General features: G+C 29.0%; 11 protein-coding genes. 10 read left to right on the forward strand and 1 reads right to left on the reverse strand.

What is annotated here, in order from left to right; translation table 11 throughout:
• Window positions 1-50: 50 nt before the first annotated feature.
• The 10 genes from MKD41_RS01625 to MKD41_RS01670 all read left to right on the forward strand — a co-directional run bounded on the left by MKD41_RS01625 (window position 51) and on the right by MKD41_RS01670 (window position 13943).
• Window positions 51-1340 carry a hypothetical protein gene (locus MKD41_RS01625; protein ID WP_240243708.1) on the forward strand — a complete coding sequence of 430 codons (1290 nt, stop codon included), beginning with the start codon at window positions 51-53 and terminating at the stop codon, window positions 1338-1340.
• A gap of 58 nt (window positions 1341-1398) precedes the next feature.
• Window positions 1399-2448: a glycoside hydrolase family 130 protein gene (locus tag MKD41_RS01630; RefSeq protein WP_240243709.1), complete on the forward strand. Its 1050-nt coding sequence runs from the start codon at window positions 1399-1401 to the stop codon at window positions 2446-2448.
• Between the two features lie 2 nt (window positions 2449-2450).
• On the forward strand, window positions 2451-3725 hold the full coding sequence (locus MKD41_RS01635; RefSeq protein ID WP_240243710.1) for an MFS transporter: 1275 nt from the start codon (window positions 2451-2453) through the stop codon (window positions 3723-3725).
• Window position 3726: 1 nt separating this feature from the next.
• Entirely contained in the window at window positions 3727-5457 is a 1731-nt protein-coding gene (locus MKD41_RS01640; protein WP_240243711.1) for a hypothetical protein, read from the forward strand.
• A gap of 33 nt (window positions 5458-5490) precedes the next feature.
• A complete protein-coding gene (locus MKD41_RS01645) occupies window positions 5491-7119 on the forward strand; it encodes a glycoside hydrolase family 13 protein (RefSeq protein ID WP_240243712.1) in 1629 nt (542 codons plus the stop codon).
• Window positions 7120-8048: 929 nt separating this feature from the next.
• On the forward strand, window positions 8049-8252 hold the full coding sequence (locus MKD41_RS01650) for a helix-turn-helix transcriptional regulator (protein WP_240243713.1): 204 nt from the start codon (window positions 8049-8051) through the stop codon (window positions 8250-8252).
• A gap of 1 nt (window position 8253) precedes the next feature.
• Window positions 8254-10797 carry an ATP-binding protein gene (locus tag MKD41_RS01655; RefSeq protein ID WP_240243714.1) on the forward strand — a complete coding sequence of 848 codons (2544 nt, stop codon included), beginning with the start codon at window positions 8254-8256 and terminating at the stop codon, window positions 10795-10797.
• A gap of 66 nt (window positions 10798-10863) precedes the next feature.
• On the forward strand, window positions 10864-11538 hold the full coding sequence (locus tag MKD41_RS01660; protein ID WP_240243715.1) for a hypothetical protein: 675 nt from the start codon (window positions 10864-10866) through the stop codon (window positions 11536-11538).
• Window positions 11528-12094 (forward strand): hypothetical protein, encoded by a 567-nt coding sequence (locus MKD41_RS01665; RefSeq protein ID WP_240243716.1) that lies wholly within the window; start codon window positions 11528-11530, stop codon window positions 12092-12094. The genes MKD41_RS01660 and MKD41_RS01665 overlap by 11 nt, the downstream gene beginning before the upstream one ends.
• A 4-nt stretch (window positions 12095-12098) precedes the next feature.
• Entirely contained in the window at window positions 12099-13943 is a 1845-nt protein-coding gene (locus tag MKD41_RS01670) for an Eco57I restriction-modification methylase domain-containing protein (protein WP_240243717.1), read from the forward strand.
• A 189-nt stretch (window positions 13944-14132) separates the two neighbouring features.
• Here MKD41_RS01670 and MKD41_RS01675 read toward each other — a convergent pair whose 3' ends face one another.
• Window positions 14133-14375, reverse strand: coding sequence for a helix-turn-helix domain-containing protein (locus tag MKD41_RS01675; RefSeq protein WP_240243718.1), 243 nt, complete (start codon window positions 14373-14375; stop codon window positions 14133-14135).
• Window positions 14376-15043 lie beyond the last annotated feature (668 nt).

Here is a 15043-nt window from a genome sequence, read left to right on the forward strand (position 1 = left end):
CCAAAAAAATGGCAAAGATGTTGTTTGTAATTAGAAAAAATATAATTTTTTTGATAGTATCATTTTTATTATTTTCATGTAATAAAAGTGAACACATATTTCCTGATAAAATCCAAGAAGAAACCACTTTACCTCCAAACGAAGAGATTATTCAATCTCCTCCTATTGAGAATGAAGCTATAAATTTTAGTCATTTTAATCATCTTTATAAAGAAATTATTTTTAATGAAAAAAAAGTTGGAATAGTTCATATCTATAGTGAATATCCAAGCTATAATTATGCAATAGAGCCTAATGAAGGTTTTACTTGTGTAGATGATGTGGCTAGGGCAATTGTAATGTTGTCAAAATATTTAGAAGTATTTGGTACTGATGAAGTTGCTTTGAGAAAGATAGAAAACCTTACTGAATTTGTATTGCAAATGCAAAATGAAAATGGGTATTTTAATAATTTTTTATGGGGAGACCTCTCTATAAATAAAACATATTCCACTTCAATTGCAATACTTGATTGGTGGTCTCTCAGGGCTTTATGGGGGTTAGAAATGGTATATCCATTTTTAAAATCCAATAAAGAAATAGCTGATAGAATTGAATTAGCTATTGAGAGATTAATAATAAATATTAAACGAGATCTTCCTATGACGGCTTTAAATACTGAATTTATTGATTCTATAGAGTTTCCTACTTGGTTAGTAGGAAGAAATGCTTCAGATAAATCGGCGTTGTTGATACTAGGACTCTTAAAAAATATTGAAAGAACAGCAGACAATGATGTTAAATTAATGATTGATGGTTTGGCAAAAGGAATAATGATTATGCAAAAAGGCGATAAAGATAATTATCCATATGGAGCTTTTTTAAGCTTTGAAAATTTATGGCATGCTTGGGGAAACAACCAGGCTTATGCATTATTAAAAGCAGGAAAAGAATTTAACAATCAAGAATATATTGATAGTGCGTTAAATGAAATTGAAAATTTTTATCCTAAGATGATACAAAATGGTTATGCTGAAGCTTTTTGGATACAAAAATCAGATGATTCTTTTATTGAAAAAGAAAGAAATAAGTACCCTCAAATTGCGTACGGAATAAGACCTATGCTTTGGGCAGCATCTGAAGCATATAAGTATTCGAATGATGAAAAAAATTTAATTATTGCTAAACAGTTAGGGGCATGGTTGTCTGGTATAAATGATGCTAATAATACCATTTATAACCCAAGTAACGGAGTTTGTTTTGATGGTGTTACAGGTCAAAATGAAGTGAATAAAAACTCTGGGGCTGAATCAACCATAGAAAGTTTATTGATTTTACTGGAACTAGAAAAAGTTAAATAATTCTTTAAAAATAAATTAGAATTACAATTAAAAAAATTAATTAATATAAAATAGGAATATGGCAAATATTGCAAAAAGATATAAACACAATCCTTTATTAGCTCCAAAAGATTTGAAACCTAGTAATAAAAGCATGATTATTGAGTGTTTATTAAATCCTGGTGTGTTTGAATTTAACGGGAAAATAGGACTTCTTGTTCGTGTCGCAGAACGAACAATTCAAAAAGAAGGAATGTTATCTGTTCCTATTTATAATAGTAAAGGAACTGTTGAAATTATAGATTTTAAACTAAATGATCCCAAATTAGATGCCTCAGATGCTAGAGTGATTAATTATGATGGAATGGATTATTTAACAACAATTTCTCATTTAAGATTGCTTTTTAGTGATGATGGAATAATTTTTAAAGAATCTAAAGAATATCCTTCACTTTTTGGAGAAGGTGAATACGAATCTTATGGGATTGAAGATTGCAGAGTTTCAAAAATTGAAGACATATATCATTTGACTTATACAATGGTTTCTGTTAATGGAGTTGGAGTAGGTTTAAGAACCACAAAGGATTGGAAAAATTTCGAAAAAAAAGGAATGATTTTCAGCCCGCACAATAAAGATTGTGCCATTTTTGAAGAAAAGATAAACGGTAAATATTATGCTTTACATAGACCTAGCAGTCCTGAATTGGGCGGTAATTATATCTGGTTAGCTGAGTCTCCGGATGCTATTCATTGGGGTAATCATAAGTGTATAGCAAAAACACGACAAGGAAAATTTGATAGTAAACGTTTAGGGGCAGGAGCAGCACCTATAAAAACTGAGAAAGGTTGGTTAGAAATTTATCATGGGGCAACAGAAAAAAACAGGTATTGTTTAGGCGTGATTTTATTGGACTTAGAAGATCCTTCTAAGGTGATTTCAAGATCTGAAGAACCAATAATGGAACCATCAGCAGTATATGAATTAACAGGCTTTTTTGGAGAAGTAATTTTTACAAATGGTCATAAAGTTAACGGAGATTTAATTAATATGTATTACGGAGCTGCAGATGAATTTGTAGGATTGGCAACTTTCTCTATTAAAGAAATTTTAAAAACACTAGGACAATAATTATGGATTTAGCTAAAGTAGGTTTAAGAGATTTTACAAGAAGTGCAAAAATATTAATAATTACCAATACAATTTATGCGTTTGTACTACCAGTCATAGATATTTTTGTAGCTTCATATATTATGAGGAATTCAAATGATCCATCAAAAGTTATTTTATATCAATTGGCTATTTATATTGGAATTCCAATTACATTTTTAATTAATGGGTATTTGTTAAATAAAATTAATGTAAAAAGATTGTTTTCATTAGGTATGTTACTTAGCGGAGTTTCAATGGTATTTATGATGTCTCTAGATGAAATTAGTTATTTTGGGTTGATGTCTGCTGGTTTAATTATGGGAATGTCTTTTGGATTGTATTGGGCGAATAGAGATTATTTAGTACTTTCAACTACAAAAGATAGAACCCGGAATTTTTATTATGGGTTAGAAACCTTTATTTATACAATTATTGCATCAACAGTACCTGTTTTAATTGGGTGGTATTTAATGAAAGGTAATAGTGATTCTGGTATTGGTTCAAATGAAGCCGTAAATTCTGGCTACAGAGTTATAACAACTATTGTTTTTATTATTACTATTATTGCTTCCATAGTATTTCATTTTGGAACTTATGAAAAACCAAAGAGCGAGAAGTTTCTATATTTTAAATTTCATAAACTTTGGGGAAAAATGCTTCAACTATCTGTTTTAAAAGGGTTAGCCCAAGGTTTTATAGTAACTGCACCGGCTATGTTAATGATGAAATTTTTTAATTCCGAAGGAGCATTAGGTTCGGCTATTTCGATAGGGGCAGTTATTGCAGCTGTAATAATGCTTATTTTAGGAAAACTATCAAAACCCAAACACAGATTAGTTATTTTTTCAGTTGGTTTAATTTGCTTTTTTATGGCTTCATTTTTTAATGGATTACTTTTTAACTCAACAGGGGTCATCCTTTTTATGTTCCTTTTGTTAATAGCGAGACCAGTTTTAGATATTGCCTATTTTCCAATTCAGTTAAAAGTAATTGATGTATTGTCAAAAATTGAAAATAGAAATGAATTTTCTTATATCTTGAATCATGAATTTGGATTATTTGTCGGGCGTTTTATTGGTGCAGGTACTTTTTTGATAATTGCTTTTTTTATAAATGCAGATATAGCATTAAGGTATGCTTTATTAATTATTGGGGTACTTCAGTTGTTTTCAATAATTATAGCAAAACAACTTTTAAAACAACAAGAAACTTTGGAAAAAGAAATAGTTATAACAGAAAATAAAATCACTCAGTAAAATGTATAAAATAATATATATAGTAATTTTAGTACTTAGTTTAGGTCTTAATTCTTGTACAACTAAAGAGTCTAAATTAAAAATAGAGAATCCAATTCAACAACTTACATTAGATCGTGTTGATGCGATGCCTGACATTCCACAACCTTTTAAAATAATTGACTTTAAAACTTTAGCAAAAGGTTATGATTCTTTGGTCTTCGATGATACTCAGATAGGAGATTATTGGCCATTAATTTGGAGTGATAATACACGAAAAAATTTCAATCAAGAAACTTTTGGAATATACACAGCTATGGGAGATTTAAGACAAGGACCCGAAAATAATAATGGTATTTTTCACGAATCGCTAGCAACTATTGGTTCTGTGTTTGGAGCATCACTTGTTGGAATTGATAAATCAAATCAAAATGGTAAAAATTATGTAGGTATGTTAAAGAATTATTTTAATTCTGAAACAGGTTGGGATATTGTAATGAATAATACCAGTCCAGAAGTAGCTTTATTAGGTGGTGGTTATGCAAGAGATTGGTGGTATGATGTATATCCAAATGTTTTATTTTACGGAGTAGCTAATTTTTATCCTGAAGAAAAAGATTATACAATTATTATGAAATCTGTTGCAGATAAATTTTACAAGGCAGATTCTATTTTAGCTGGTAATTATCAACATTCCTTTTTTGATTATTCAACTTTAGAACCTAAGGATAATTGGATTTGCAAGCAAGAGGATGCAGCAGCAGGTCATGCGTATGTTTTGTATGCAGCGTATCAGAAATTTCAAGATCCTAAATATTTAGAAGGAGCTAAATCATCTTTAGAAGCACTTTTAGCTCAACAAGACAATAGGTTTTATGAAATTTTAATGCCATTTGGAGCTTATGTTGCAGCACGTTTAAATGCTGAGGAGGGAACTAATTATGATTATACCAAAATTATTGAATGGACGTTTAACGGAACGCCAGATTGCAGAGAAGGTTGGGGAGTTTTAGCCGATAATTGGAATGGATATGATGTGTCTGGAATAGTTGGAAGTACAGTTGATCACGGAGGATTTGGTTTTTTAATGAATACGTATGATACCATGTGGCCAGTGGTTCCAATGGTTAGATATGATTCGAGATATGCCAATATTATTGGAAAATGGATGTTAAATGCAAGTAATGCTTTAAAACTTTTTTACCCTTATGAAATTGCAGATGAACATCAATCAATTCCAGAGCTTAAACATCATACAAAAGGTGTAATAGCTTATGAAGGTATAATAAAAGAATCTCATTTTGAAGAATATGAAAATTTGAAAGCTCCAATAGCTATTGGTGATGGGCCTCATTGGGTAGAAGGAAACCCAGATGTTTCTCAATTTAGTGTTTATGGAAGTGGACATGTAGGTATTGCAGGTGCAATAATTGAAACAACTAATGTGCCAGAAATTTTAAAATTAGATTGTTTGGCAACTGATTTTTACCGTAATGATGCCTATCCTACATTTTTACTTTACAATTCTAACCAACAAGAAAAGATAGTAACTTACACAACTAAAAATACTAAAAAAATAGATTTATACGATGCTATATCTCATCAAGTAATTGCTAAAAATGTGTATAAATCTATGGAAATAACAATACCACTAAAATCTTCAAGGTTAATTGTTGAAATTCCAACCGGTTCAAAAGTAGTAGTTAAAAATGGAAAATATTATGTAAATGAAATTATTGTAGCATATATGTAAACATTTTTTCTAAATCATTAAAATTATAAATAAATGAAATCATTAAAATTATCCATATTTACATTGTTCTTATTTATAACATTTTCTTGTAGCACAAAAAAAGCTGAAAGCACTAAAGAAACTTGGTGGAAAGAAACGGTCTTCTATGAAATTTATATGCCGAGTTACAAAGACAGTAACGGAGATGGTTATAGCGATTTTAAAGGAGTAACTTCAAAATTAGATTATATTCAAAATTTGGGAATTAAAGGGATTTGGTTAACACCTTTCTTAAAATCTCCAATGGTAGATAATGGTTATGATATAAGTAGTTATAAGCAAATAAATGAGACGTATGGTGATTTAAATGATTTTAAGAAATTTATTTCTGAAGCGCATAAAAGAGATATTAAAGTAATAATGGATATGGTTGTTAATCATACTTCTACGGAACATAAATGGTTCCAAGAATCCAGAAAATCTAAAGATAATTCTTACAGAGATTATTATATTTGGAAAGATGCACCCAATAATTGGGAATCTTTTTTTGGAGGTTCAGCTTGGCAATTAGACAGTGTTACAAATCAACATTACTACCATCAATTTGATGTAAAAATGGCTGACCTTAATTGGCAAAACCCGAAGGTTGTAGAAGAAATTCAAGATGTTTTTAGGTTCTGGTTAGCGTTGGGTGTTGATGGATTTAGATTGGATGTAATTAATTTTTTAACTACTGAAGGCATTACTCTCGACAATCCAACAGATGAAAATGGAAATCAAAAACACCTGTATGATATTAATCAGAAAGGTGTTAAAGAAGCTATGAAAACCATTAAAAAAACTATTAATGAATTCGATAATCGTTTTATTGTTGGTGAAATTGGAAGTGATAAAATTGAAGTGCTAAAGCAATACCAAGGTACAGAATTATTAGATGTAGTATTCAATTTTAATTTTGGAAGTATTTCTGAATTTTCAGCGCAACGGATATTTGATGAATTACAAAGTATGGAAAATAATATGAGCAATTATCCAACGTTGTTTTTCGGAAGCCATGATATGCCACGTTTAATAAGTCGTTTAGCTAATAATAATTTAGAAAGAGCTAAAACTTTAGCAGCATTAATGCTTACGGCAAAGGGAGTTCCTTTTATATATTATGGAGAAGAAATTGGAATGAAAAGTATTAATGCCAATTCATTAGAAGAAATGATGGATGTTCAAGGTCGTACACACTTTAATTTAGCTATTAATGAAGGGAAAACTAAAGATGAAGCATTGAAAATTGGAAATGAATTCAATAGAGATAAATCTAGAAGTCCAATGCAATGGGGTAGTGAAAAGTATGCTGGATTTTCAATTAATAAACCGTGGATTAAGGTTCATGAAAATTACACTTACTTAAATGTTACTACTTTAGAGAAAAATAGAAATTCGTTGTTAAATGAGTATAAGAAACTAATTTTATTGCGAAATTCAGAGCCAGTTTTACAATACGGTACGTATGAACAATTGTCGTTTTCAAATAATTTGATTTTATTTAAAAGAGCATATAATGGTGAAACTATTAAATGCTATTTCAACTTTAGTGAAAACAACGTGGAAATTAGTTTAGAAAAGAACGAAAAAGTTTTACTTGGAGCAATAACAATTGAGCCTAATAATTATGTAATTATTAAATAGTTAAAAATAATAATTATAGAATTATATGCATTAAAACTAAATAAGTAAATCCTTATTTATTTAGAATTTTAACAAAGTTGAAATAGTTGTAAGCGAGAGGGAAAGAAAATATTAAAGATTTTGATCAATCGATTTAATGAGGAGTTTGTTGTTAATAGGGTATATGAAACCTTCTGTGTTAGTTTTCTGCAATTGATTAAATTTATCTATGCTGATAAATCATTCTAAATTAAATTTCTTAACATCAATGAATTAACAATAACGTTAGAGTTCAATTGGGAGAAATGGAAGTTTGTAGGTTGTGATTACAGAAGGAATTTATCGCTTTTACTGATGGTAAAGGTAAAAGGGTACAATCTAGATTACAAGCTGTTAAACGGAAAATGCCTGAAAAAAATACAAACTATTCAGATGTAGAATTACGATTGAATTTTGAACGAATTTATAGGGAAGTGAACTCTTTATTTGGGTAATTATAATAATGAAAATAGGTGTTTAGTGACAATCAATATCTCATACAGTTAATTTTTTTTATCAACAGTTCTATGTTAAATTTAAGTTACATACCGTAATATGCCTTTTTATTTCTGACTCTTTTTTTAGCATAACAATTTAAATTAACTATCCAGTATCTAATTATTATATTATATTTGATTTATAGAGTTTAAATACTCTATCTTTTTCATAGCAATTTTTTAAAGGCTTTCATTAATTTGAGAGCCTTTATTTGTATAGAAAATAAAGAAATGTTGATTGGATTTTTTATTGTAGCAATCTGTAAAAGTTTTAAAAGGTTGCTCTAATTTTTTTCTTTCTTTTAATGCGTTAAATAAAGTTTTGGTTCTTAATTCGAAAATAACATAATATATCTTTGAAAATGTAAATATTATTAGCAATAAGTTAATATATTTACACAATATGCAATTTATATGAGTAAAAAAGTCAATATCAATCGATTAAAAGTTGTACTAGCTGAAAAAAACCTAAGTAGTAAATGGTTAGCTGAACAATTGGAAAAAAATGAAGCTACTGTGTCTAGATGGTGTACTAACGATGTTCAACCACCAATCAAAACTTTTTTAAAAATAGCTGAAGTTTTAGATATTAAACTAACTAATCTATTCAACGAATAAAATGGATAATCAGAACGCAAATAGAATTCCATTTAAAGTTTCTGCAAGAACCGCTAGGTTGATTGGGCGAGAAAATATTGCTAATTCAAAAGGAGCCATTATTGAATTAGTGAAAAATGGATATGACGCAGACAGTAAAATTTGTATCGTATACTTTGACAATAAATATTCCACATTATTAAATGAAATTGATGAAGCACATTTTAATGAGCTTATAAATAAAGGAATAGAAGAATCTTTAATTTCAGATATTTACGAGTTTCAAGAAGATTTTGAATTGTATTCTATAAAAAATGATGTTGATGATAATAAGAAAAGTCAATTCAAAACTTTAATTTCAAAATTCTCCTCTCTTTATATAATTGATGCAGGAGAAGGAATGACTCAAAATATTATACGTGATCATTGGATGACTATTGGTACGGACAATAAGGCAAATAGCATCTTCACTAAATCAGGCAGAGTAAAGGCAGGTGCTAAAGGAATTGGGCGTTTTGCACTAGATAGATTAGGAGGTAAATGTGAAATGACAACCATATTTAATTCAAATCCTGAAATACAAGCACCTGACACTGATATTGATGGAAATCCCACAGATAACAATGGTTATAAATGGATAGTAAACTGGGAAGATTTTGAAGGGGATTATAAAACAATAGACTCAGTAGGAGCAATTTTAATAGGATTGGATACTGACAACTTGAAAGAGGAATTATTAAAAGTGATTCCTGCAGAGTATTTGTCTAAGATTGAATCAGAAGAAGAATTTAAATTCGGAACAATATTAAAAATCAATGACTTAAGAGATAACTGGGAAGATTATTTTGTTGACCAAGTATATTCTGATTTAGAAGTTCTAGTTCCACCAAAAGAAAGTGGAGGTTTTGAAATTTATGTTTTTAGTTCTTTACTTCCTGAAAAATATGGAGAAGTTCTAGGTTCAATTTGTGATGATTTTGATTACAAATTGGTTGCCTCAGCTGATGAAAATCAAAATGTAAAAATAACAGTTTATAGAAATGAGTATAATGTAGAGTTGATTCCAAACGGTTTTTTCCAAAGGGAAGCGATGCTAAAAGAAAATTACAAAAAATCAGATTTTATTAAGGGATTTTGGTCTAAAACAACAACTTTTTCAAATTTACTAAAAGGCTTTAAAGAAATTGATGAGGATAATATCTTTGATAACATTGGTCTTTTTGACTTTACTTTTTATTTTTTAAAAAGAGCAACTAATTCAGTTGATTCCAAACGTTTTTTTAACAGAAACTTTATGTCTCACAATAGAAAAGATTGGCTGAATAAATTCGGAGGAATTAAGCTTTTTAGGGACAATTTCAGAGTAAGACCTTATGGAGAAGTTAATAATGTAGCTTTCGATTGGTTAGGTTTAGGTAATAGAAAATCAACAAGTCCAGCAGGTATAGCAAAAAAAGAAGGCGGATATAAAGTTGAACCAGAAAATGTTGCTGGTGCAATAAGTATTTCTAGACTAACAAATGTAAACTTCGAGGACAAATCAAGTCGTGAAGGGCTTCAAGAAAATAAAACATTTAAAATTTTCACATTATTGATTGCAGAAATTATTTCCGAATTTGAAAAAGACAGGTCATATATTGCGAGAGAAATGGATGAGTATGACAATATTTTATATGGTCCAGAACGAGACAGAGAGAAAGCTGAAAAACTCAAAAATGAAATAATCGCAAAAAGTAGAGCAAAAAAAGAATCAAAAGATAATAACTCTACGGAGAACAAAGCACAGGAAGAACCTCAAACAGAATCAGATAAAGAAAAAGAAATTCTTGCAAGTGAATTAAATAGAAAAGAGGAAGAAATTGAAAAACTAAAAGACGAACAAAAAATTCTAAGAGGATTAGCCAGTAGTGGAATTGTTCTTGCTTCTTTTAGTCACGATTTAAGCAAATTAAATGATGTTTTAGCATCTAGAACAGAAAAGCTTAAAACTCTGATGTTGGAAAAAATATCAGAATCAGATTATACAGAAATTAGAGATAGTAAAAATCCATTCAAACAAATTGAAAGGATAAAAAAACAAGATTTAAAACTCCAAAACTGGTTGAATTTTTCGTTAGGTGCTACGCGGAAAGACAAAAGAAAACGAAAACAATTATTCTTAAAACCTTATTTTTTAAATTTTAAAAATGACTGGGACACAGTTTTAAGTGACAGAGGGATTTCTATGGATATTACCGAAATCGAAGATCTCGATATGCGTGTATTTGAAATTGATATAGATAGTATTTTTAACAATTTGTTTGTGAATTCCATTGACGCATTTATAATATCGAAAGAAGAAAGAAGTAGAGTAATTAAAGTTAAAGTTTCGAGCACGTCAAAAGAAATAATAGTAGATTATTATGATAACGGTCCTGGATTATCAAAGGATATTAGCGAACCTGAAGTTATCTTTGAACCTCTTTATACAACAAGAAGAAATCTACACACTGGAGAAGAAGAAGGAACTGGTTTAGGAATGTGGTTAATAAAATCTATAGTAGAAGAAAATGATGGCAAGACTTAACTTTTATACCCAGAGATAGGGTTTGGCCTTAGAATAACATTTCCAATAAAATATAAAAGATAGATTATGTATAAATTATTGTTTATCGATGAAGAAAAAGAAACTTTGGAGGACTTCGAAGATTTTGTAGAAAATTTTCCAGCGAAAATAGAACTACAAGCTATTACACAACTTCCTTTAGCGGATAAAGAAGAGATGATTGATTATATCATCAAATTAGCACCAGATGCGCTCATTTCGGATTTTCGATTAAACGAAATGAAAACAGATATTGATTACAACGTTCCTTATAACGGTGTTGACTTAGTTGAAGAATTTGAATCAATTAGAAATCATTTTCCTTGTTTTGTTCTAACGGCATTAGATGATGAAGCTGTAAACCAAAGTGATGATGTAAATATTGTATACGTTAAAAACATTCTTTATAAAAAAGAAGAAGGAGAAGGAAAAGCAAAAGCTCAATTTCTAGACAGAGTAATTAGCCAAATAGAACATTATCAGAAGAGAATTGACAATTCAAAAAATGAATTAACGGAGTTAGTAAAAGTAAGAGAAGCAGGCGAAGCTGATATTGAAATCGAAAATAGAATAATTTTTCTTGATGATTTTCTTGAAAAATCAATTGACGCGAGAAATTCAATTCCTAGCGAATTTAAGACATTATCTAACTCAACGAGATTAGATAATATTTTGAATAAAGTAGATACATTATTAAATAAGCTAGGAGACAATGCCAAATAAATTTAGAAATATAAGCCCAAAAAGAACTTGTTCTAAAGTTTATAAAAGCTACAGAAGTTTTAAACCTTTTTTAGCAGATGATTTTAATAAAAGATGTGGTTATACTGATTGTCCAGATTTTTGGTTCGGAGGCAAAAATAACTTTCATATAGACCATTTTAAACCATTTTCTAAAAACCCTAAATTAGCAACTGAATACTCGAATCTTGTATATTGTTGTTCTTATGTTAATATACTAAAATCTGATGATGAAGGTGATTATATCGACCCTTGTGATGTAGATTTTAATGACCATTTTAAAAGAGGCAAAGGTGGCGAAATTTTGCCTAAAGACAGTTCCAAAGAAGCATTATATATGCATTCTAAACTTAATTTAGGCTTATCTAGATATAGCCTAATTTGGAAATTAGACGAAATTTATGACAGGTTATTTAAACTCCAAAATGAAATAAAGAATCCTAAAAATAAAGATATAAAAAACGACCTAAGAATAATACATAGTGAACTAGCAGAAGAGTTTATTACTTATTTGAAATATCTAAAAGTAAACCAATAATTAAGTGAAACAACAAGTTTTTAAATATTTAAAATCCTATTCCACTACTCCAATTGATGTGGACAGGCTTATTGTGTCTGCTTTTTTAAAAATAAATAAAATTAATGTTCTTAAAAATTCATTTATAAAATCATTGATAATAACTAATGAGAACATTGATGAATACAAAAAACTAAACAATTTTATTCTAGTTATAAATACTGAAATTCCAAAATTTGATTTAGAAGCATTGATTGAGTTATTTGAATTTGTGATTTCTCCATCAGACAGAATAATTAATGGAGCTATTTACACTCCAAAATACATAAGGGAATATATTACAAATCGTGCTTTTTACACTTCAAAAAGTAATATTAATAACTTGAAAATTGCTGATATTTCTTGTGGTTGCGGAGGATTTCTTCTTACTGCTGCCAAAAAACTAAAAAAAATCACCAAGTTGTCATATAAATCAATATTTGAAAATAATATTTATGGCTTAGATATTCAAAATTATTCAACTACAAGAACAAAAATTCTTTTGTCTGTTTTGGCTCTTTCTGAGAAAGAAGATGAAGAATTCTCACCAAATCTATTTACTGATGATGCACTAACATTTAATTGGAAAAATCAATTAGAAGATTTTAATGGATTCGATATAATTTTAGGAAATCCTCCATATGTCTGTGCAAAAAATATGACCAGAGAAACAATTGATAAAATTCAAAAATTTGAAGTTAGTAATTCTGGTAATGCCGATTTATATATCCCGTTTTTTCAATTAGGAATAGAAAACTTAAATGAGAATGGAGTTCTTGGTTTAATTACAATGAATACTTTTTACAAGAGTTTAAATGGTAGAAACCTTCGAGAGTACTTTAAAACTAAAAGTTTAAGTTTCAAAATTATTGACTTCGGTACAGAACAAGTTTTTAAGTCCAAAAACACCTATACTTGTGTTTGTCTTATTGAAAATAAGACTAAAAACTATATCAAATATTACAAGGGAGAAAGTAAGTCTCTTCCAACTAGAGAAAAAGAATTTAATAAAATTCCATATTCAGGACTTGAATCAAAAAGTGGTTGGAATCTTAATGATTTTGAAACCATTTCTAAAATAGAATCAACAGGCATTCCATTTGGAAACTTATTCAATACAAGACACGGAATAGCTACACTTAAGAATGACATATTCATATTTAATCCTGTAAGAGAAGATGAGGATTATTATTATCTTCAAAATGGAAGCTTATTTCAGATAGAGAAAGGGATTTGCAAAGATATTATCAATGCTAATAGATTAAGTCGAGCTGTTGAGTTAGAGAATTTAAAAGAAAAGGTGATATTTCCATATGACAATAATACCAAACCAAATTTACTAGATGAAGATTATGTTAAGGAAACCTATCCAAAAGCTTATAATTATCTCGAACAGAAAAAGAAAATTCTAGCTAGTCGAGATAAAGGAAAAGGAAAATATGAAAATTGGTTTGCTTTTGGAAGAACCCAGTCATTAGAAAAAGTTGAAAACAAATTGTTTTTCCCGAAAATGTCAGATAGAATTCCAAGTTTCGTAATGGAATCCGATGAAAATTTACTGTTTTACAATGGACAGGCTGTAATTGGACATACTGGTAGAGAAATGGTTTTTGCAAAAAAAATAATGGAATCAAAACTTTTCTGGTATTACATCAAAACTACCAGCAAACCTTATACTTCGGATTATTATTCATTTAATGGCAATTATATTAAAAATTTTGGTGTTTGTGATTTAAATGAAACGGAATTAGAATTTGTTATCAATGAAAATGACAAAGCTGAATTGGATAAGTTTTTTGAAGAAAAATATGATATTATTATTGCTAAATAAAAAAAGCTAATGCAAGTTCAAGCACATTTAAAGTTTGCTCGTGTTTCACAAATTTAAAAGAGTTTTCACGCCAACTCTTCTTCTGAACTAATTTATAACTTGAATGACAAGTTAATTTATTTATATCAGCTAAAAAAACGTTCATTTAAAATAAATAATTTCTATATAAGTTAATCTATGTTTGGTTTCTCATTTTTTTGACTTCAATTCATTTATAAAAAAATATTTTTCTTCAAGAATTGGTTTGTCTGGCCAAAAATCTTTTGAAGAACATCCAAGCGCCATAGCAATAATGTTTAAATGGATAACGTTGTATTTAGCTTTTTTTGAAGGAGCCTCAATATCAGATATAAATGTAGTTCCTTTGCCAATGGCTAGAGATAAATCAACTTGGGTAAGTCCTTTCTTTTCTCTAGTTTCCCTTACCTTCATTATTATAAATCGTTCTATTTTATCAAGTGAATCATGCATATGAACAAATTGAGTTAAAAAGCAAATAAAAAACTAAGGACTATAGTCCTGTATTTAAAATATTTTATTATATTAGCCTAAGAAATATTAATTTTGCAATTCTTCATATAGAAAATATTTGAAGCTGTTGCTTTGAATCTCGTATCAGAAAATTGGCGTTTTTAAAACCACGAGACGATAAGTAAGATGCTCGCGACCTAGGCGTGGGCTCTCTTATTCGTGGTAAGGTATGCCAATACCTCTGATACAATAAGTTGAGTTCCATGTCTTTTTGTTTTATGAAGGCAACTACTTCGCTTTTATTCTTAGCATTGTTTAAATTGTTTTTATTTTTTGAATTACATGGTTTAAAAATTAATTAGCATGCAACAAGCATTTTGTACATCAAAACATTTAATAACCTATAGGTATATGCATATACTTGAGGTTTCTGTGTTCGACATTCTTTTTATAAAAAAACCAAAGAACCCAATATAGGCACTTTGTTATGAGATTGACGTTATACACAATTTCGGATTACGCAATCATTTTTATCTCATAACCACACGAATCTTCATTTTTAAATTGTATCCGAGCAAATCACGTTTTAAAAGCCTAATATATAGATGCTTTAAGGCAGTCTATTGTCT

The sequence above is a fragment of the Lutibacter sp. A64 genome, assembly GCF_022429565.1.
Taxonomy (GTDB): domain Bacteria; phylum Bacteroidota; class Bacteroidia; order Flavobacteriales; family Flavobacteriaceae; genus Lutibacter.

Bases quoted from the DNA above. Each gene is read 5' to 3' on its own strand.
- MKD41_RS01635 (WP_240243710.1), top strand. From the start codon at position 2,451: ATGGATTTAGCTAAAGTAGGTTTAAGAGATTTTACAAGAAGTGCAAAA.
- MKD41_RS01665 (WP_240243716.1), top strand. From the start codon at position 11,528: ATGCCAAATAAATTTAGAAATATAAGCCCAAAAAGAACTTGTTCTAAA.
- MKD41_RS01655 (WP_240243714.1), top strand. From the start codon at position 8,254: ATGGATAATCAGAACGCAAATAGAATTCCATTTAAAGTTTCTGCAAGA.
- MKD41_RS01650 (WP_240243713.1), top strand. From the start codon at position 8,049: ATGAGTAAAAAAGTCAATATCAATCGATTAAAAGTTGTACTAGCTGAA.
- MKD41_RS01675 (WP_240243718.1), bottom strand. From the start codon at position 14,375: ATGAAGGTAAGGGAAACTAGAGAAAAGAAAGGACTTACCCAAGTTGAT.
- MKD41_RS01640 (WP_240243711.1), top strand. From the start codon at position 3,727: ATGTATAAAATAATATATATAGTAATTTTAGTACTTAGTTTAGGTCTT.
- MKD41_RS01660 (WP_240243715.1), top strand. From the start codon at position 10,864: ATGTATAAATTATTGTTTATCGATGAAGAAAAAGAAACTTTGGAGGAC.
- MKD41_RS01645 (WP_240243712.1), top strand. From the start codon at position 5,491: ATGAAATCATTAAAATTATCCATATTTACATTGTTCTTATTTATAACA.
- MKD41_RS01630 (WP_240243709.1), top strand. From the start codon at position 1,399: ATGGCAAATATTGCAAAAAGATATAAACACAATCCTTTATTAGCTCCA.